Source organism: Rossellomorea sp. NS-SX7, from assembly GCF_052828565.1.
Window position 1 is genome coordinate 3,156,258 of record NZ_CM128249.1, and the last position, 18,552, is coordinate 3,174,809.

The 18,552-nt window shown below is 44.5% G+C and carries 21 protein-coding genes; 11 read left to right on the forward strand and 10 right to left on the reverse strand.

Annotated features, from left to right (window positions below; genetic code table 11):
- The first annotated feature begins 7 nt into the window (after positions 1–7).
- Positions 8–1,858 carry a transglycosylase domain-containing protein gene (locus ACUXV2_RS15770; RefSeq protein ID WP_446244103.1) on the forward strand — a complete coding sequence of 617 codons (1,851 nt, stop codon included), beginning with the start codon at positions 8–10 and terminating at the stop codon, positions 1,856–1,858.
- Between the two features lie 111 nt (positions 1,859–1,969).
- Here ACUXV2_RS15770 and ACUXV2_RS15775 read toward each other — a convergent pair whose 3' ends face one another.
- Both ACUXV2_RS15775 and ACUXV2_RS15780 read right to left on the reverse strand, forming a co-directional pair.
- Positions 1,970–2,545, reverse strand: a complete 576-nt coding sequence (locus ACUXV2_RS15775; protein WP_446244104.1) for a DUF5366 family protein — start codon at positions 2,543–2,545, stop codon at positions 1,970–1,972.
- Positions 2,546–2,716: 171 nt separating this feature from the next.
- Entirely contained in the window at positions 2,717–2,983 is a 267-nt protein-coding gene (locus ACUXV2_RS15780; RefSeq protein WP_446244105.1) for a hypothetical protein, read from the reverse strand.
- A 314-nt stretch (positions 2,984–3,297) separates the two neighbouring features.
- On the opposite strand from ACUXV2_RS15780, the gene ACUXV2_RS15785 reads away from it, so the two are divergent.
- Genes ACUXV2_RS15785 through mnhG form a run of 7 tightly spaced genes read left to right on the forward strand, consistent with a single transcriptional unit; the run spans position 3,298 to position 9,059 of the window.
- Positions 3,298–5,703, forward strand: coding sequence for a Na+/H+ antiporter subunit A (locus tag ACUXV2_RS15785; RefSeq protein ID WP_446244106.1), 2,406 nt, complete (start codon positions 3,298–3,300; stop codon positions 5,701–5,703).
- Positions 5,700–6,128, forward strand: a complete 429-nt coding sequence (locus tag ACUXV2_RS15790) for a Na(+)/H(+) antiporter subunit B (protein ID WP_446244107.1) — start codon at positions 5,700–5,702, stop codon at positions 6,126–6,128. Before ACUXV2_RS15785 ends, ACUXV2_RS15790 begins: the two co-directional genes overlap by 4 nt.
- On the forward strand, positions 6,128–6,469 hold the full coding sequence (locus tag ACUXV2_RS15795; RefSeq protein ID WP_446244108.1) for a Na(+)/H(+) antiporter subunit C: 342 nt from the start codon (positions 6,128–6,130) through the stop codon (positions 6,467–6,469). Before ACUXV2_RS15790 ends, ACUXV2_RS15795 begins: the two co-directional genes overlap by 1 nt.
- Positions 6,462–7,943, forward strand: coding sequence for a Na+/H+ antiporter subunit D (locus ACUXV2_RS15800; RefSeq protein WP_446244109.1), 1,482 nt, complete (start codon positions 6,462–6,464; stop codon positions 7,941–7,943). The genes ACUXV2_RS15795 and ACUXV2_RS15800 overlap by 8 nt, the downstream gene beginning before the upstream one ends.
- A gap of 6 nt (positions 7,944–7,949) precedes the next feature.
- Positions 7,950–8,426: a Na+/H+ antiporter subunit E gene (locus tag ACUXV2_RS15805; RefSeq protein WP_446244110.1), complete on the forward strand. Its 477-nt coding sequence runs from the start codon at positions 7,950–7,952 to the stop codon at positions 8,424–8,426.
- Positions 8,426–8,710: a Na(+)/H(+) antiporter subunit F1 gene (locus tag ACUXV2_RS15810; protein WP_446244111.1), complete on the forward strand. Its 285-nt coding sequence runs from the start codon at positions 8,426–8,428 to the stop codon at positions 8,708–8,710. Before ACUXV2_RS15805 ends, ACUXV2_RS15810 begins: the two co-directional genes overlap by 1 nt.
- A complete protein-coding gene (gene mnhG / locus ACUXV2_RS15815; RefSeq protein ID WP_446244112.1) occupies positions 8,694–9,059 on the forward strand; it encodes a monovalent cation/H(+) antiporter subunit G in 366 nt (121 codons plus the stop codon). Before ACUXV2_RS15810 ends, mnhG begins: the two co-directional genes overlap by 17 nt.
- A gap of 69 nt (positions 9,060–9,128) precedes the next feature.
- Here the strand turns inward: mnhG and ACUXV2_RS15820 are convergent, their stop codons facing one another.
- A complete protein-coding gene (locus tag ACUXV2_RS15820) occupies positions 9,129–9,497 on the reverse strand; it encodes a DUF2188 domain-containing protein (protein WP_446244113.1) in 369 nt (122 codons plus the stop codon).
- 118 nt (positions 9,498–9,615) lie between these two features.
- On the reverse strand, positions 9,616–9,999 hold the full coding sequence (locus ACUXV2_RS15825; RefSeq protein WP_446244114.1) for a PaaI family thioesterase: 384 nt from the start codon (positions 9,997–9,999) through the stop codon (positions 9,616–9,618).
- 278 nt (positions 10,000–10,277) lie between these two features.
- On the opposite strand from ACUXV2_RS15825, the gene ACUXV2_RS15830 reads away from it, so the two are divergent.
- Complete coding sequence (locus ACUXV2_RS15830; RefSeq protein WP_446244115.1) at positions 10,278–10,682, forward strand: hypothetical protein; 405 nt, start codon at positions 10,278–10,280, stop codon at positions 10,680–10,682.
- Positions 10,683–10,801: 119 nt separating this feature from the next.
- Here ACUXV2_RS15830 and ACUXV2_RS15835 read toward each other — a convergent pair whose 3' ends face one another.
- From ACUXV2_RS15835 to ACUXV2_RS15845, 3 genes are all read right to left on the reverse strand, one after another.
- Entirely contained in the window at positions 10,802–11,014 is a 213-nt protein-coding gene (locus ACUXV2_RS15835; protein ID WP_446244116.1) for a hypothetical protein, read from the reverse strand.
- Between the two features lie 541 nt (positions 11,015–11,555).
- A complete protein-coding gene (locus ACUXV2_RS15840; RefSeq protein ID WP_446244117.1) occupies positions 11,556–12,872 on the reverse strand; it encodes a Na+/H+ antiporter family protein in 1,317 nt (438 codons plus the stop codon).
- A 646-nt stretch (positions 12,873–13,518) separates the two neighbouring features.
- Positions 13,519–15,024 (reverse strand): leucyl aminopeptidase, encoded by a 1,506-nt coding sequence (locus ACUXV2_RS15845; RefSeq protein WP_446244118.1) that lies wholly within the window; start codon positions 15,022–15,024, stop codon positions 13,519–13,521.
- A gap of 158 nt (positions 15,025–15,182) precedes the next feature.
- Between ACUXV2_RS15845 and ACUXV2_RS15850 the strand changes: the two genes are divergently transcribed.
- Positions 15,183–15,662 carry a divergent PAP2 family protein gene (locus tag ACUXV2_RS15850; RefSeq protein WP_446244119.1) on the forward strand — a complete coding sequence of 160 codons (480 nt, stop codon included), beginning with the start codon at positions 15,183–15,185 and terminating at the stop codon, positions 15,660–15,662.
- Between the two features lie 10 nt (positions 15,663–15,672).
- Positions 15,673–16,476 carry a cobalamin-binding protein gene (locus ACUXV2_RS15855; RefSeq protein ID WP_446244120.1) on the forward strand — a complete coding sequence of 268 codons (804 nt, stop codon included), beginning with the start codon at positions 15,673–15,675 and terminating at the stop codon, positions 16,474–16,476.
- Positions 16,477–16,515: 39 nt separating this feature from the next.
- On the opposite strand, the gene ACUXV2_RS15860 is transcribed toward ACUXV2_RS15855, so the two are convergent.
- From ACUXV2_RS15860 to ACUXV2_RS15870, 3 genes are all read right to left on the reverse strand, one after another.
- Positions 16,516–17,223, reverse strand: a complete 708-nt coding sequence (locus ACUXV2_RS15860; RefSeq protein WP_446244121.1) for a 3D domain-containing protein — start codon at positions 17,221–17,223, stop codon at positions 16,516–16,518.
- 241 nt (positions 17,224–17,464) lie between these two features.
- Positions 17,465–17,782 (reverse strand): YuiB family protein, encoded by a 318-nt coding sequence (locus ACUXV2_RS15865; RefSeq protein ID WP_446244122.1) that lies wholly within the window; start codon positions 17,780–17,782, stop codon positions 17,465–17,467.
- Between the two features lie 539 nt (positions 17,783–18,321).
- A complete protein-coding gene (locus tag ACUXV2_RS15870; RefSeq protein WP_446244123.1) occupies positions 18,322–18,447 on the reverse strand; it encodes a YuiA family protein in 126 nt (41 codons plus the stop codon).
- Positions 18,448–18,552: the final 105 nt, after the last annotated feature.

An 18,552-nucleotide genomic window follows, 5' to 3' on the forward strand; every position in this document is an offset into this window, starting at 1 on the left:
TGGAAGTATGAGAGTGTTTGCAGGATTTCTAACAGTGATGTGCTTTATGGCATTGTTTTTCACCACACTGTTCTTCACGACAGAAGAAGTCGATAAAGTCCAGGGATTTCAGGATGAACTCGAGTCCACGGTGAATACAGACCAGTTGAACCTTAACAAGACCAGTTTACTGCTGGACAAAAACGGAGATGTATTTTCAGAGGTCAATCGTCCCTTTCGATTATATGTAGAAGATGAGAAAATCCCTCCATTCGTAAAAGATATCCTGGTCGCTTCAGAAGATCAGCATTTTTATGAGCATGTGGGGTTTGATGCCGGCGCCATATTGAGGGCGGTCGTAAAAAATTTGGTATTCACCCATATTCAGCAGGGCGGAAGCACGATCACCCAGCAGCTGGCCAGAAACTTATATTTAGGCCAGGAAAAAACGTACAACCGTAAATTGACTGAGCTCTTTTATGCACATGAGATTGAAAGCTCCCTTTCTAAAGATGAAATTCTGGAGCTTTATCTCAATGTCATTTATTTCAGCAATGGAGTGTATGGAATTGAAACGGCATCCCAATATTATTTTCAAAAAAGTGTTTCCGAACTAAACAAAGCAGAGTTGGCATTCATTGCCTCGATCCCGAATAATCCGGGCAAGTATGATCCTGTCGACCATTTCGATCAGACCAAAGTTCGTCAGGAACGCCTGCTTGATATTCTCGTAAATACTGAAAAGCTTGCAAAAGAAGAAGCGGACAAGCTGAAGAAAGTTCCGATCAAGCTGAATATCCGTAAGAAAATCGATCGCTATCCTGATTACGCCTTCTATGTGGAAGAGGAATTACGAGAGCTGATCTCATTGCATGAAGGCTATAAGGTTCAACTCGAAAACGCCTCATCACCACAGGAGAAGGAGCAGATCATCAAAAAGCTGGATGATCGGGTTGAACATGTCATTTCATCAGGCGTAAGAATCCAGACTGCCCTGGACCCGGTACTTCAGCAAAAAAGTACAGAAGCATTGAACACTGGGCTGCATGGTGAAAAACTGCAGGGAGCGTCTGTCACGATCGAAAACGAAACCAGAAGGATCGCTGCATTGACCGGCGGTAAAGATTATCAGAAATATAATTTCAACCATGCCTTCCAAGCCTACAGGCAGCCCGGCTCCTCCATTAAGCCACTGCTCGTATATGCGCCGTATCTGGACAAATTCAAGGCGTCCATTCATGAGAAAGTGAACGCCAATCGTTACTGTATCGGAGATTATTGCCCGATCAACTACGGAGACGTACAGCCGGGTACTGTCACGTTGAATCAGTCGCTCTCTCAATCGTACAATGCTCCTGCTCTCCGTTTGATGGAAAAAGTCGATGTCGAAGAAGCCTTCAACAAGCTTTCATCCTTTTCCTTCGAGCGCGTGACAGCAGAGGATCACACGTACGCTGCATCGATCGGCGGGTTCACCTACGGCTTCAGCCCGCTCGAAATGAGCGATGCCTATACATCTTTTATCGACGGCAGCTATAAAAAAAGTCATGCCATCGTGAACGTAAAGGACGGGAACGGAAAGATACTTTACGAATGGAAAGATAAGCCGAAACAGGTATGGTCGAAAGATACCACGGCAAAAATGAGGCAGATGCTTTCGAATGCAGCTGAGGGCGGTACAGGAAAAGCCGCTTACGTCTCCAAGCCGTATGTCGGGATAAAAACAGGAACCACCAACAATTATCATGATTATTGGGTGATGGGGCTGACGAATGAGTACACGACGGGTGTCTGGGTCGGCCATGATATCCCGCAGAACATGAGCAGGATTGAAAGGCTGCGGCCGAGTCACAAGATATGGAAGACAATCATGAAATAGCGCTTGGAGATTCGTCTCCGGGCGTTTTTTATTTGGTTCGATTCGCCACGCTCTTCTCTCCATAAAAAAAGAGCATAAAACAAACGTTTCATACTCCTTTACAATCCATCATCACAACTTCACCTTCGACATGATCGGCAAACTCGCCATGACACCGTTATATAATTTTAATAGTACAAAAAAGATCGTCATGAAGAGCGATGACCATGTAAACAATTGCAGGCTGATGACGCCGATGATCCCTGCTTTTGAAACAGTGACGCTGATTTTATATACAAAGTAAACAAAATACACGACCGAAGTGACGGCAAAAATGACGATTAGTCCCAGGAAGGATTTGAGGCTGACGACCGATACAAGCCCCCCGATGAAATAGATCATCGAGCCGGACCTGACCCGGTTATATAATTGACCTTCTGAATCTTTCGAGAAGAACAGCATGGAGACCCCATTTATTGTTTCAGCTATGAGCTTCAGGGCTGCAAACACCATGAAGAAGACGATCATCAGAAGAATCAATAAGACGAATTTAAGTTGTATATCTGATAAAAACTCGCGCATTCCTGGATAGACGCCAATTTTTTCAAAGAAGTCGACCAATACTTCCACCCCATAGACGGAGAAGGTCAGGCTGAACAGCAGGATGGCAAACAGCGGCAGGTAGCTCGTTAAATATGTATTCTTCAATTGATAACTCTCCTATAATGATTATTCCATACAGCACTTACATCATAATCGTTTACAGGAGTCTTGAAAAGGGTATTAATAAGAAAATCCTGGGCATTTTGTCGCGCTGTCGCCACCCAAATAGAATTGCACAAAAAAGACTGCCTCTCCCATGCGGACATGAAAAGACAGTCAGTCGAATACTTCAGGTTGTGAAGTTCTGCTTGGCACTATGCGGATGTACTCCCTCGACCTAAACGGCTGACGGATCCTCTGGTTATCCACAGGCACTTCCTCCATCTCGTCTGTGCCGCCATATTGCACAGGCTCCAAGTTAGCGGTTGCCGGATCATCTGTTTCGAAGATGCCTCGGTTAAATCGATCTTGAGATTCAATCAGCCACCCAAATCCAATAAATGTAAAAAGGATTGTTGTAAACGCCACTGTTTTCCTTTTCATTTTTCAACACCACCTTATGGATAGGATTCTCCAAAATAACCAAAACTATTCTTTAAAAGCCTACATTCTGAAGGAAATTCTTAAAAATTTTCGCGTTTATCAGCCGCGTTTCTACATATTTAATACTTTAAGTTCAATTCGAATGAGGCAGAAGCCTGAGTAATGCAAGCATTGTTTTTTTACGTTATAATGCTCTTTAGGTTAAGATTTCCGGGCATACTGGAAGAACGGTTGACGAATTTCCAGAAAGTGAAAATGCATCTACATAAGACTAAGTTGAAGAATACATGAATTTTATAAGAGGGGGGTTTTTTATGACATTGTTACATTGGGCAATTATATCGCCCTTTTTATTTGCAATCCTTATTCCATTTCTTTATAAAGCATTTCGACCGGTCCATACCGGTTGGTTCGTATTGCTGCTGCCCGTTGCTTTATTCAGCTACTTCATTCAATTCCTGCCGATAACGAGGGATGGACAGACGATAAAGGAAACAGCGGAGTGGATGCCTTCATTCGGCATCGATTTTATTGCGTACATAGATGGACTCGGTCTGCTATTCGCACTTCTCATAACCGGAATCGGTTCGCTTGTCGTCCTATATTCGATTTACTATCTCGATAAGAAAAAGGAACAACTACATAACTTCTATGTGTATTTGATGATGTTCATGGGAGCCATGCTCGGTGTGGTCCTGTCTGATAACCTGATCGTCCTTTATATGTTCTGGGAGTTTACGTCTATATCATCTTTCCTATTGATCGGTTATTGGTATCACCGTGAACGTTCGAGATACGGTGCACTGAAATCAATGCTGATCACCGTTTTCGGCGGATTGTCCATGCTGGGTGGATTCATCCTTCTATACCTTATGGGAGGAACGTTCAGTATCCGCGAGCTGATTTCTCAATCTGACCAGTTGATGACGAACGCTCTTTTCATTCCTGCAATGCTTCTCGTCCTGCTGGGAGCTTTTACAAAATCGGCTCAATTTCCATTCCATATCTGGCTGCCGGATGCAATGGAAGCACCGACACCTGTCAGTGCTTATCTGCACTCTGCAACGATGGTTAAAGCGGGGATCTATCTTGTTGCCCGCATGAGTCCGGTATTTGCCGAGACAAGCTTATGGTTATGGCTTGTCGGCGGATTCGGTATTTTCACCTTATTCTGGGGATCTTTCAATGCTGTCAGACAAACTGATTTAAAAGGGATCCTTGCTTTCTCAACTGTCAGTCAACTTGGTCTTATCATGTCGCTGCTCGGAGTGGGTGCAGCCGCCCTGCACTACACTCACCTGGACGACAATATTTATATGGTCGCAACTCTTGCTGCCGTTTTTCACTTGATCAATCACGCTACCTTCAAGGGAAGTCTTTTCATGGTTGTCGGAATCATCGACCATGAGACCGGAACCAGGGATATACGAAAACTCGGCGGGCTGATGAGCTTCATGCCGATCACTTTCACCATTGCCATCATCGGTGCATTCTCAATGGCCGGCCTTCCTCCATTCAATGGCTTCTTGAGTAAGGAGATGTTCTTTACAGGAATGGTCCGTGTGCTTGAAATGGATATTTTCAGCCTCGATACTGCAGGCATCATCTTCCCTGTCCTTGCCTGGGTGGGAAGCGTATTTACGTTCATCTACAGCATGATTCTGGTGTTCAAGACGTTCACTGGTGAACACCAGCCTGATAAATTGGAGAAGAAACCGCATGAAGCACCGTTCGGGATGCTGATTTCACCGATTATCCTGGCGTCGCTCGTGGTTGTATTCGGGTTCTTCCCTAACATCCTGTCTGAACGGATCATTGCACCTGCTGTTGCAGCTATTACACCAAGCTTAGTAAAGGAAGGGCATTTGATCGAAACTCATATAACCTTTTGGCACGGTCCAACGCCAGAACTATTCATGACACTGGGTGTCATCCTGTTTGGTATCCTGCTTTATCAATTGCTGCCAAAATGGAAGAAGATCTACTCTTGGATCCCTGAACGTTTAACGCTGAACTCCATGTATGATGGAGGATTGGTGCGCAGTGAACGCGCTGCTTTCACTTTCACCAGAGGATATATGACAGGATTCATCCGAAGCTACCTCGTCTATATATTCGCATTCTTCATCGGCATTCTCTTGTTCAGCTTATGGTTCAAAGGAGCGTTTTCCATCAACACAGATGACCTTGCTCCGATCGGGATTTATGAAGTAGCGATCGCACTCTTGCTGGTAATCAGTTCAGTGACGATTTTATTTGCGAAGTCACGACTGACGTCCATCATATCGCTGGGAGCTGTAGGCTACACAGTTTCTCTATTCTTTGTATTATTCCGTGCACCTGATCTTGCGTTGACCCAGCTTGTCATCGAGACTGTATCGGTTGCTTTATTCCTTCTTTGCTTCTACCACCTGCCGAAACTCAGCAGACACGAGGAAAGAATGAAGTTCAAACTTGAAAATGCAGTGATTTCGATTGGAGTCGGGGTCGTTGTTACACTGTTTGCGATTTCTTCATACAGCACAAAGCTGTTTGATTCGATCTCAAGTTACTATATCGAGAATGTTTACGAAGAAGCTGGCGGGAAAAACATGGTGAACGTCATCCTTGTTGACTTCCGTGGATTTGATACATTATTTGAAATCTGTGTGCTTGCGATTGCTTCGCTTGGGATTTATTCCATGATTAAATTACGTCTGACTAGGAGGAAAGAAGGATGAAAACAAAAACAAATGACATCATCTTACAAACGGTAACGAACGTTGTCGCTTTCTTGATCATCTTGTTTTCATTGAGGATCTTCTTCGTTGGTCATTACACTCCAGGCGGTGGATTCATCGGAGGCTTGATGACTTCAGGCGCAATTGTATTACTGTTACTGGCTTATGATATTAAAACGGTGGCGAACATCCTGCCGGTGGACTATAAGATCATCACAGCCATCGGCTTGCTGTTTGCTGTAGCCACATCTGCGGGTGCACTATTTTTCAATGCCCCGTTCCTGACCCATGCGTACGATTATTTCCATCTGCCTCTCTTGGGAAAAACCTCCCTGCATACGGCAGTATTGTTCGATACAGGAGTATATCTTGTAGTTATCGGTGTAACGATGACCATTATTCAAACAATAGGAGTGAGTGAATAATGGAAATACTTATGGCAATTGTTGTTGGAATACTATTTACGAGCGCTGTGTACTTGATGTTATCGAAGAGCTTGCTCCGGATCATCATCGGGACTGCCTTATTGAGTCACGGTGCTCATCTGCTCTTACTTTCAGTCAGCGGCTTGAAAGAGGGAGCTGCCCCTCTATTGGGCGAACACGCTGAATCTTATGTAGATCCATTACCGCAGGCCTTGATCTTGACAGCTATCGTCATCAGCTTCGGAGTCACAGCTTTCTTTCTTGTCCTGGCTTATCGGGCATATCAGGAGCTTGGCACGGATAATGTGGATCAGATGAGGGGAACTGAAGGCAATGATTAACTTATTGATTTTACCAATTTTAATCCCGCTGATTACAGCGGTCATCTTGATGTTTATCAGCAAATATATAAAAGTACAAAGAGGGATATCAGTCGTTTCAACATTGGCGACTGTTGCATCATCCCTTGTCCTCATTAATAAGATACACCGGGACGGTATACAGACGATTGCACTCGGAAGCTGGAAAGCTCCATTCGGGATCATCCTTGTATCCGACATGCTCTCGGCCTTATTGGTGACGACAACGAGTATCATCACGCTGGTCGTCCTCTTCTATTCTTTTAAATCGATCGGAATGGACAGAGAACGGTTCTATTATTATCCCATCGTTCAATTCCTCCTTGTCGGAGTGAACGGGGCTTTCACAACAGGCGACATCTTCAATCTATTCGTTTTCTTCGAAGTGATGCTGATGAGTTCCTATGTCCTCCTGGTTTTAGGCGGAACAAAAGGCCAGCTGCGTGAAGGGATAAAATACATTCTTGTGAATGTCATATCCTCCGCACTATTTGTCATCACGGTCGCCTATCTGTATTCTGTACTGGGGACTCTGAACATGGCAGATATTTCGAGAAAGATCTCTGTAGTGGACCAGCCGGGGATCCTTACGGCAATCGCGATCCTTTTCCTCGTAGTATTCGGATTAAAAGGTGCGTTATTTCCGCTGTATTTCTGGCTCCCGGGATCTTATTATGCCCCGCCTGCCCCGGTTCTCGCATTATTCGGGGCCCTGCTCACCAAAGTGGGGATCTATTCGATCTTAAGAACCTATACGCTGTTCTTCCACCACGATATCGGCTACACGCATCAGATTCTCGGGGTCCTTGCGATTCTTACGATTATCTTTGGATGTATCGGAGCCATCGCTTATTGGGATGTTAAGAAGATCATCATCTATAACATCATCATTGCAGTGGGTGTCATTTTATTCGGAGTATCAACGATGAATCCCGATGCCATGGAAGGATCCGTTTATTATCTCGTTCATGACATGATCATCAAAGCAGCATTATTCCTGCTTGTCGGCGTCATGATCAAAATCACAGGGACAACAGACCTGAAGAAAATGGGCGGACTCATCAAGGAGTACCCGTGGCTCGGCTGGACCTTCTTGGTAGCGGCATTCTCCCTAGCAGGAATTCCTCCGTTAAGCGGGTTCATCGGTAAATTGATGATCTTAAGAGGAAGCTTCAGTGAGGAAGCCTATCTCGGAGCGGGTGTCATCCTGGCTTCAAGTCTTCTGGTCCTTTATTCAGTGATCAAAATCTTCCTCAATGGTATTTGGGGAGCACCAAAGGAATACAACGGTGTCACCAAAGGACATGCCCGTTATTTATGGATGACATCAGCCGTACTTGTGGCATTAGCCGTTTTCTACGGTTTTGGAGCAGAAGCCCTGCGACCGTTGTTCTCGCAGGCTGCAGACGTATTAATGGACCCGAATCTCTATATAGACGCAGTGTTAAAGGAGTAATGTAGAATGGCCTTTCAAATTTTATTAAACTTTTTCTTAGCCTTTGTCTGGATGTTTCTTTCGGTGTCCTTTACTGCACAGTCATTTCTGATCGGCTTCATTTTAGGATTGCTTGTGATATTTGCATTCAGAAGATTTTTCACCTCCCGCTTCTATCTGTTAAGGGTGGGAGCCGTAGTCAGTTTATTATTCTTGTTCATTAAAGAGCTGATTCTCGCGAACATATCGGTGTTGAAAGTGGTATTGAAGCCGAAGCTCGATTTTCAACCCGGCATTTTCGCCCTCCCGACTGAATTAAAAACAGATTGGGAAATTACGTTACTGGCAAATCTCATTACCTTGACCCCAGGTACATTGGTAGTGGATGTTTCTTTCGATAATAAAGTTCTCTACATCCATGCGATTGATATCGCGGATGTCGATGAAGCCATCGATGAAATCAAGAACTCATTTGAAAAAGCCATCATGGAGGTGAGCCGCTGATGCTGCATACAATCATTCAAGTCACCCTGCTCCTCGTCTCCATTTCCATGCTTGGTCTTGTGTATCGGGTCATAAAGGGACCGACAACCCCTGACAGGGTCGTCGCGCTTGATGCAATCGGCATCAACCTGATTGCCATCGTTGCCCTTATTTCAATGGTCATTGATACGTATGCCTTCCTATCGGTGATTCTCCTTCTCGGAATCCTGGCATTCCTGGGAACAGTAGCCTTTTCAAAGTTTTTGGAGAAAGGGGAGATTATCGAACGTGAGCGTAATCATTAGTTGGATCATCGGATTTTTCTTACTGGTCGGAGGCCTTCTCAGCCTGATTGCTACATTCGGGGTGCTGAGGCTTCCGGATGTTTATACAAGGAACCACGCAGCCTCCAAAGGCGCGACGCTTGGGATCATGTCGATCCTTATTGCAACGTTCCTCTACTTCTATCAGGAACACGGCCATTTTAATTCAAACTTGATTCTGGCCATCATCTTTATCTTTGTGACCGCTCCTGTTGCAGGGCACCTCATAGCACGGGCTGCATACAATTCCGGCGTAGGACTGTGGGATAAAAGTGTAAAGGATGATTTAAAAGATAAAGAGGAATATGAGAAGCAGAATTCTTCGACTTGAGGAAGCAGGCTTTATATCCTGGAAAAAAAGATTGACCTGGCGGGTCTCCCCCGTACAGGTCAATTTTTTTTACTGATTATATAATTCTTTCTCCACACAGCCATCCTGCTTATGGATGACAAGAGTGCCCCTATGGTCATTCACATAATCCTTCGCTTTTGAAAGAAGGTCCTCTTTAGTTTCTTCCACCATGATTGCACGGCTGCTCCCCTTCTTAATCAACTGCCAGCCCTCTTCATGCGTTTTCACGTGATACTCGGTCTTATCCGAATACGTCCCTTCCTCGGACTTATGAGCCTGATCAGTAGCAATCGCAATCGCTCTTCCTTCATCGTACCCCTCATCCAGGAGGGCGTTCGCAATCTCGATTGCTTTATTCCGGACATCTTCCGGAAGATTCTTTAAAGAAGCGGGATAATCATGTTTGCTCCAAGGCATCTTGTAACCTCCTTATCTCGGTTACTTATTGATTTCCCATTGCATCAGCTTTTAAACGTGCCTTACATATGTATCAAAACTGATTCCTTAGCCATAAATCGCTGGGTAAGAAAGAAGGTCAGCGTTTTGGTACGACAGCCATCGTACAGCGTGAGACACAAATCAATTGATTCTCTTCATCGGTGATTTTGATATCCCAGACCATCGTCGTTTTTCCCTGGTGCATGACAGTGGCCGTCGCAGTAACGACTCCATCACGTTTAGCTTTGATATGATTCGCATTGATTTCAAGTCCGAAGCAGATTTCTTTATCCAGATCGATTAATTCGACTGCTCCAACACTCGCCACCGTTTCTGCAAGTGCCACCGACGCACCGCCGTGAAGGAACCCGAAAGGCTGGCGTGTTGCTTCATTGACAGGCATCGTCGCGATCACCTTTCCTTTTCCCAATTCCACAAACTCGATCCCAAGCGTACTGATTAACGTATTTTCCAATTTCATTCTGTTCACCTCATTATAGTCGTCATATAGTAGAATTTCGGTAAAAAGTGTAAAAACCCTTTTATTGTCCTTAAGAACCTCTTTTTGTTGTTTTAAAAACGATATCCCCGTTAGCACAACGGGCCGAATTTGAAAGAGCACGCCCATAATTTCCCTGAGGCTTTTGAAGTGACGGACGAAAACAACCAACTTGCAGGGCAGCAGCCTTTAAGAATAATCTCTAGATCATCTACATACATTTCGATAGAGCCCATTTGCCAGGAATAAGGAGGTATTCCATGAATCGATATCATCCATTTTACCAACCTGTCCAGAGCCCCTATCAGCCCCATCATTCCAGAAGAAATTATCCACTTTACCCTAACTTTCATTATCGCAATAACTTCCCTGCAGTTGAAACAAAAACGTTTATGGCCTCTGCCGATAAAACATTAACGTTAATGGAAAGCGCCAATCTCGTATTATCAAAAATAAAGAATGATAGTTCATTCGCCCACCAGCTCATGGATTTTGCCCAGAAGTCAAATACTCCCGAGGTCCTTAAGCTTATACGACGGACAGGGGTGAAGGTTGTCCCCGTCGTTTCATTCAATCCAGACGGAATCCATATGGTGTTCGATGAGAAGCTCGGGGAAGTGGATTGCTGCCATCTGATCGTCGTTGTGCGGTGGAGGGAGATGTAAGATTCATGCGCAGCGGGATAGAGGATTCTTTGATCAGCGGTTTTATTGGATACGTTTACGAAGTACAAAAAAAGGGAGTTCCCGGCTCATCATGCCTGGAACTCCCTTTTCATCTATGATTAATAATATGGGTAATACCCCGGATATCCATAACCATACCCGTATGGCTGATAATATGGATATGGATACGGTCTTGGATATAATAGCGCAGAACCTAAGAGTCCGCCCAACACTCCGCCGACAAATGGCCCTCCAAAAAATCCTCCACCATAGAATGGTCTCCTGCCGATTCCATAAGGTCTTGGTCTTCGATCATACACTGGATTATACATTCGCACTTCCTCCTCTTCATCAGTTTACTTGGTACAGCCATCTATTTTTATAGGCTTCAATAATGGTTTATGCAAAAGGAAAGGGTTTTGAGTGGGCTTTGATTTATTTCTGAAAAGAAGTTGGAGGCACGTTGTCGGTGTCGGGGTGATAAGAGTCAGGTGTTGGGATTTCTATTGGCATGTGGTGTGTTGGAGGTTTTTTGTGAGTATGTGTATGAATGTGTGTGGAGATTTTTCGACAAGTGGCACGTATTTCGGGAAAATGGAACGTATTTTTTGAAAGTTGCTTGTATATTTGAAAAGTGGCACGTATTTTCTGAAACTGGCTTGTAAATCCGGAAAGTGGCACGTATTTTCTGAAAGGGGCTTGTAAAGCCGGAAAGCACACCCCGTATTTTTCTAAAACCGGCTTTTATATCCGGAAAGTGACACGTATTTTCTAAAAACGGGTCACTTTCCGGATATAAAAGCTGCTCGTTTTTTATAAAAACAAAAAAAAGCAGAGGACCCAAAATCCCCTGCTAAGAAGTCAAACCCTACCTTAAAACATCACCGCTGCAATCCAACCAAAGATGATCAGCGGAATATTGTAATGCAAGAACGTCGGCACACATGTATCCCAAATGTGATTGTGCTGGCCGTCCGCGTTCAATCCGGCAGTCGGCCCCAAGGTACTGTCAGAAGCAGGAGAACCCGCATCCCCCAATGCGCCGGCTGTTCCGACAATGACGATTGTCGCCATCGGGCTGAAGCCAAGCTCCATGCATAGAGGCACAAATATTGCTGCAATGATCGGAATCGTCGCAAACGATGAACCGATTCCCATCGTGACAAGAAGACCGACAACAAGCATGATGAGTGCCGCCATGGCCTTGTTACCGCCAATTGCATCGGCAGTCGCTTCTACAAGCGTTTCTACGTGTCCTGTGGATGTCATCACTTCGGCAAATCCTGAAGCGGCAATCATGACGAAACCGATGAAGGCCATCATTTTCATCCCTTCATTCAACAGACCGTCAGCTTCTTTCCACTTCACTGAGCCTGAAAGGTAAAGAACGGCAATCCCGGCAAGTGCACCGAAGATCATGGATTCCAGCTGAAGCTGTACATAAAGAGCCACAATGATCGAGATAAAAGCGAAGACCATCGCTTTTTTGTTATAGACCATTTTTTCCTTCGAAATGACTTCTTTCGCTTCACTGTATTTTCTCGGTTTACGGTAACTAACAAACACCGCAATCAATAATCCGATAAACATTCCACTGACAGGAATAAGCATGGCTTTAGGAATGTCCCCCAGTGCAATCTCCATTCCGCTGCTTGCCATATTCTGCGCGATGATTTCGTGGAACTGCAAGCCGAATCCTACTGGTAAAAGGATATATGGGGCAGTCAAACCAAATGTAATGACTGAAGCAATCAAACGTCTATCCAGTTCCAATTCCGTCATCACCTTCAACAGCGGCGGAATCAGGATAGGGATAAAAGCAATGTGAATCGGAATCAGGTTTTGTGAAAAGACAGCCATGAGTAAAATGGCAAAGACAATAAGTGCTTTAGAAAGAGCTGCTTTTCTTGAATCTCCTTTTTTCCCGACAACCTTTAAAACCCAATCAACGAGGAGGTTTGGGATCCCTGTGTAAGAAATCGCTACAGCGAATCCACCAAGTAAAGCATAACTTAATGCGATATTTGCCCCTCCGGATAACCCTTCGGAGAAGACTGAAATTGTTTCGCTCATGTCCATGCCGCCGACAAGGCCGCCAATCAGAGCACCTGTAATAAGTGCAAACACGACGTTGACGCGTACCAGACTCAATACGAGCATGACCAGAACTGCAATGACAACTGCGTTCATCGTTAATTCCTCCCTTAAAAATATTCATCAGCCCGTTTCCGATATGTAGAAAAACATCGGCTGACGCTTTTATGAATGCTAGTTCAATAGAATTTGTTTTAACATTACTTTAGTTCGCTAAATTGGTAGAGTAATAAAACAACGTTTTTAACTTTAACAAGATGAAGAGAGGTTGTCAATACTTTAGTCTGATGAATCACTAAAATGTTTGTTGGTAAGTTTTTGTATGGTTCTAATACAGGAGGAGATGGCTAAAAATACCGCTGTTGATTTCCGTGGAAGGCTACGCTTTCCGCGGGTAGCCCGTGAGCCTCCTCGTCTTAGGTAGTTTCTGTCCAGCTGCAGGGCTTAGAGGCACATGTCATAAGCCAAACCGACCAAGAAGGCAAAGAACGCCTTCATGGCCGATTCGTCTTATGCCACCCGCCTCTTTCAAAGCCCTTCCGCTTTTCTGATAGGAGTCTTCGCCTTCCACTCCAATCAACAGCTGGAACGATCATTGTATTTAGAACCTTGATTCTTCCATACTTACACTCCCAATCTCTTTGTTACAATGAACAACTTCACTTTAACTTAAACCATAAAAAAACCCTTCCTAATCCAACTTTGGATCAGGAAAGGCTTTTAACAATCCACTTAATCAATCTTATTTTTCCAATGGCTGGAATCGCTCCACCAGGATTGCCAGTGTACGGGCCATGACTCCTGTTGCACCTGAAGGGCCTAGTTCATAATGGCTCTTCGTCGTGGCGGTTCCTGCGATATCCAGGTGGACCCATGGAAGGCCTTCGGCAAATTCACCGACGAATGCGCCGCCCATGATGGCATGTCCTGCACGTCCGGGTGAATTATTGAGGTCTGCGATCTTACTGCTGCGGACACGTTTTTTATCATGTTCCGTGTATGGCAGCTGCCAGATAAATTCGCCGGACTCGCTCGAGGCTTCAAGTACCTGTTCAAAGAATGCTTCATTATTTGTCAGCGCACCTGTTTTATCTTCTCCTAGTGCCACGATGACACCGCCGGTCAGCGTCGCCACATCCACCAGGTAATTCGCTCCGTGATGCTTCGCATACGTCATTCCGTCAGCCAGCGCGAGGCGTCCTTCGGCATCCGTGTTCAGAACTTCGATTGTTTTACCGCTCATCGCCGTGATGACGTCATCCGGCTTGAATGCTGAACCGCTGACCATGTTGTCTGTTGAAGGAATAACAGCCACCACATTCTGCTCAGGCTTTGTTTCCCCGATGATTTCCATAGCACCCAGGACAGCAGCTGCTCCGCCCATATCTGTCTTCATGCCGACAATGCCGTCCTTCGGCTTGATGGAATATCCGCCGGTATCGAAGGTGATCCCTTTTCCGACCAATCCGATGACATCCTCCCATTCATCTTTGCCGCTGTATTTCAGCACGATCATTTTAGGCGGCTCAACAGAACCCTGATTGACGGCAAGAAGCGCGCCCATTCCCAGGCTTTCCATCTCTTCTTTATCAAGTATCTCAGCTTCGAAATCATAGCGCTTTGCAAGTTCAAGCGCATATTCTGCCATTCTTGTGGATGTGAGCAGGTTCCCCGGTGTGTTTACCAGTGTTCGTGCAGAGTTGACACCTCTTCCGAAAGCCGCTCCCACTTCCAAAGCTGTTTTGACTTCTTTTTCGTCTTCTTTTGTAAAAAATTCAATGCTGTCTACATAGACTTCAGGCTCATTTGATTTTTGCTTGTAGCCGTCGAATGTATACGTAGCCATCGTGAACGCTTCTGTGAAAGCATGTGCCGCGTCCACTGCAGGCAGTTCTTCTGATGAAAATGTATCGAGCGCCACTGAAAAAGTGGAAACTTTCATTTCTTTCAGTGCTTTCGATGCCATACCCATCGCTTCTTTTAAAAGATCGAAGGTTAACTCCTTTTGTTTACCGAGACCAACAAACAGGATTCGTTTGCTCCCGATTTTTCCGAACGTATGTATTTTCGATATTTTCTTAGGTTTTGATGAAATGTCTCCATCCTTCACTAATGAAGTGAGATACCCTTCGAATGCGTGATCAAGCTCTTTCAGCTCCCCTTCAAAAGATGGCTGATGATAAACTCCGACAACTAAACATTCTAAGGCCGCTTCTTTTATGTCTTTTTGATTGATTGTTAAATTCATTTCCCCTGACACCTCCAATCTCCATTATAACGGAGATGTCTGTTTATTTCGACATTCTGGCATTTGCTGCGTGCAAGTTAGTTCTGATTGCAATCGGGTATGATATAATAAGAACATTATTTTATTTCAGACTTTTTAAAAAGGTGGCATATGACAGCATGGAAGTATTTTTGAATTTTCCATTATGGGCCTCATTATTTGCAATCTTCTTTGCACAATTTGTTAAGGTGCCCATACAATTTATAGCGACGAGGGAATTAAACTGGTCTTTGATCACTTCTACAGGCGGAATGCCCAGCTCACACTCGGCAGCAGTGACGGCTTTATCAACGGGTGTCGCCTTGGAAACCGGAATGTCATCCCCTATTTTTGCCGTATCGGCGATCTTTGCAATCATCACCATGTTTGACGCGACCGGTGTCAGAAGACAGGCCGGTGAGCAGGCCATCGTATTGAACCAGCTAACCATCGATTTTCAAAAATTCATGACAGAAGCCAAGGGCTGGCAGAACAAACCTGAGCAGGAAAAACGGAAAGAGCTGAAGGAACTGCTCGGACACAAACCGATCGAGGTCTTCTTCGGCGGCCTGTCGGGAATTGTACTGACCCTGATTCTGCATTATCTATTATTTACCTAGGAGTGATTCGGTGAGGATTATTTCTATTTGCCCCAGTAATACTGAAATCATTGATTATCTTGGTCTCACATCCAGGCTGGTCGGCGTTGATGACTTTTCCGATTACCCTGAAGAAGTCCGTTCACTTCCCAGACTCGGGCCCGACCTGTCCATCGATATGGATAAGCTGCAGGCATTGAAACCTGATCTCGTCTTTTCTTCACTGAGTGTCCCTGGCATGGAAAAGAATATCGAGGAACTGAATAGAAGAAACATTCCGCATATCACACTCAATCCTCAGAGCTTCCAGGACATCGCCGACGATATTTTAACGGTCGGGAAAGCATGCGGGATTGAAGAAACCGCTGTCAGGAGGCAGCAGACCTTTTTACATACGGTCGAAGAGCTAATGAAATTGAGCAAGACTGTCGACCACACGCCGGTCCTCTACTGGGAATGGTGGCCGAAACCTGTTTTCACTCCGGGAAAAATCAATTGGCTCACTGAACTGAGTGAGATGGCAGGAGCCAAAAACTGCTTCCGGGATGTGGAACTTGCGAGCGTCCAAACAGACTGGGAAGATGTGAGGAAGCGCGATCCCGATTATATCTGCCTTGCATGGGTAGGTGTGCAGCAGAAGCGGGTGAATCCCGCAATTGTGATGAAACGCCAAGATTGGGAAAGCATGAAAGCCGTTCAGGAAAACCGGATACTCATCCTGGAAGAAGCCCTTTACTGCAGGCCCTCCCCCCTTCTTCTAAAAGGGGCGGTGCAGTTGGCAAGAAAGCTTCATCCAGCTGTATACGAAGGATTGGACCTTCACTATGTCCCATAAGAAAAGCTCGTACGCAGAGATTCTGCGTACGAGCTTTTTTCATTCCACTTTAGTTGATAAAATTTGCTGCCTGAACACCTGCATCGATTCATTGCTGTTCAGTTCCACCAGGTCTTCCTCTGTCAACTTGCCGGTTCCTACTTGAACGACGTACACATCAAGGGTCTGTTTTCCCCATTCATCATAGACCTGATCAACGGTATCGTAATATAAATCAAGCTTATTTCCTTTGATTGCACTCCCTGTATCAGCAACGACCCCATATCCATAGTTAGGAATAAAGAGGATCGTCCCGATCGGGTAGACGGATGTATCTGCCGCAATCGTAGAATATAAATCTCTTTTCACTTTTACTCCCGAGTATGTAATCCCGTACCCAGGGTGACCCGGACTTTTTCCCGTTGATTCGACACCGGCCGTATATCCAGTTGCCACAACGGTATTTTTCGGATACTGCTCCCAATTCACCGATTCTTCAAGCGTCGGAAGCTTCCCTTCGACAGGTTTGCTGGAAGAGATCATCGTTTTGACACCTGCTAATCTCTTCAAAAATTTAAATGACAATGATATATGATTTGTTTTATGGTTTTCTGAATAGCGTTCCGACTGACTCCCTTTATTTTCGTTGAGCCAGGATTTAAACGTCTGCGCTTCCACCCCCGATATCGATTGAAAGGTGGTGCCTAAGGCTAGTACAAATAAACTAACCATGATGATTCGTTTCGTCCATTTTATTACCAAATTCATGAATTCACTCCTCCCACCCTTATTCCTTCCCCACAAGGTTGGGATTTATTCATAAATTGATAAAAAAATTGAATAGTTTCAATTGTTGGAAAATATTAGGATTGGCAATTCTCGATGAGTAAATGCCAATTTTCCATGAGGAGATTCAGGGAATAAAGGAAGATAACCGCTCCCTTACTATGTGTTAAGTTCCATAAAAAAATCCGTTCACTCCGGGCATTTGCCGGGTAAACGGAAACAATTAAAACATTCTATATCCTTTGGCCCTCAAGATTCTCATCACGACTCCCGAAAGGATCGCTCCAGCAAGTCCGCTGCCGAGTATCAGAAGATCAGCTAATGCCAAATGGCTGATTTTAGTCCCCAATTCCGAAAACGACTCGCCTGCATTTCGGAAATATTCAATAAAACGGACATCATCTACGATAAAAATGACAATGATCGGATAAATAATCGCCATGATCCATGTCATACGCAATAACATATTTAACAAGAAGCCGATTCCGAAAAACAGAACCAGGAAAAGAAGCATCGAAATGATCATTACATGTATAGGCATATACCGTCTGCACCTCCATAAACACTAAAGTTTAGTGTACTCAATGTTTATGAAAGCGTCAATCTTTTGGAATAGGTATTCACAAAATCACCATAAATAGAATGGTGCAGCAGCGTTCATTGGAAAAGGGGTTGAAGGGGTTTGGGATTTGGGGGTGCCAGTGCTCTGAACGTAAATATGTCTTGTTTCCAGTTATTGTTAAAGTCAGCATAAAATCATATTTTTCAGCATAAATAGAAAAAACTCAGCATATGTCCATGTTGGAATGCCAGAAAGGCGTTCCTGTTCCATGTATTAATGAAGAACAGGCTTGAAGCTTAAATTCAATCGCTTTTTATCCTGATTAAAGCTTGATTTCTATCCTATATGGGGTTTAATTGGTTCTTATATCAGAGATAAGATCTAACTGTAGAAATCAAACTTTGCCCATTGGATCTCACTCCCCATTCCGAAACCCAGTCGATTCGAGAATTTCATCCAAGCAAAAAGCAGACCCAATATAATCAGGTCTGCCCAATCGGTCCAAATAACCGTCCATATTATTTTTGCTTCCCGCTGCCTCCGCAGCAAGGACAAGTTTCAGAACCACCCAACACTAACTGAAAGTATCCTTTTCCTGAACAGTATAGACAAAATTTTGCTTTCGTACTTGCAGTAGCTCTCATGATTCCCTCTCCTTTTGAGTTTAATTTCTTAATTTTCTGATAATATATCATCTATCTTTGTAATTGAAAAGGGACATATTAGAGGATGTACCTCTAAGAAAGCGA

Coding starts and splice junctions, on each gene's coding strand:
- ACUXV2_RS15770 (WP_446244103.1), top strand. CDS start 8: ATGAGAGTGTTTGCAGGATTTCTAACAGTGATGTGCTTTATGGCATTG.
- ACUXV2_RS15780 (WP_446244105.1), bottom strand. CDS start 2,983: ATGAAAAGGAAAACAGTGGCGTTTACAACAATCCTTTTTACATTTATT.
- ACUXV2_RS15785 (WP_446244106.1), top strand. CDS start 3,298: ATGACATTGTTACATTGGGCAATTATATCGCCCTTTTTATTTGCAATC.
- ACUXV2_RS15790 (WP_446244107.1), top strand. CDS start 5,700: ATGAAAACAAAAACAAATGACATCATCTTACAAACGGTAACGAACGTT.
- ACUXV2_RS15795 (WP_446244108.1), top strand. CDS start 6,128: ATGGAAATACTTATGGCAATTGTTGTTGGAATACTATTTACGAGCGCT.
- ACUXV2_RS15800 (WP_446244109.1), top strand. CDS start 6,462: ATGATTAACTTATTGATTTTACCAATTTTAATCCCGCTGATTACAGCG.
- ACUXV2_RS15805 (WP_446244110.1), top strand. CDS start 7,950: ATGGCCTTTCAAATTTTATTAAACTTTTTCTTAGCCTTTGTCTGGATG.
- ACUXV2_RS15810 (WP_446244111.1), top strand. CDS start 8,426: ATGCTGCATACAATCATTCAAGTCACCCTGCTCCTCGTCTCCATTTCC.
- ACUXV2_RS15820 (WP_446244113.1), bottom strand. CDS start 9,497: ATGCCTTGGAGCAAACATGATTATCCCGCTTCTTTAAAGAATCTTCCG.
- ACUXV2_RS15825 (WP_446244114.1), bottom strand. CDS start 9,999: ATGAAATTGGAAAATACGTTAATCAGTACGCTTGGGATCGAGTTTGTG.
- ACUXV2_RS15830 (WP_446244115.1), top strand. CDS start 10,278: ATGAATCGATATCATCCATTTTACCAACCTGTCCAGAGCCCCTATCAG.
- ACUXV2_RS15835 (WP_446244116.1), bottom strand. CDS start 11,014: ATGTATAATCCAGTGTATGATCGAAGACCAAGACCTTATGGAATCGGC.
- ACUXV2_RS15840 (WP_446244117.1), bottom strand. CDS start 12,872: ATGAACGCAGTTGTCATTGCAGTTCTGGTCATGCTCGTATTGAGTCTG.
- ACUXV2_RS15845 (WP_446244118.1), bottom strand. CDS start 15,024: ATGAATTTAACAATCAATCAAAAAGACATAAAAGAAGCGGCCTTAGAA.
- ACUXV2_RS15850 (WP_446244119.1), top strand. CDS start 15,183: ATGGAAGTATTTTTGAATTTTCCATTATGGGCCTCATTATTTGCAATC.
- ACUXV2_RS15860 (WP_446244121.1), bottom strand. CDS start 17,223: ATGAATTTGGTAATAAAATGGACGAAACGAATCATCATGGTTAGTTTA.
- ACUXV2_RS15865 (WP_446244122.1), bottom strand. CDS start 17,782: ATGCCTATACATGTAATGATCATTTCGATGCTTCTTTTCCTGGTTCTG.
- ACUXV2_RS15870 (WP_446244123.1), bottom strand. CDS start 18,447: ATGAGAGCTACTGCAAGTACGAAAGCAAAATTTTGTCTATACTGTTCA.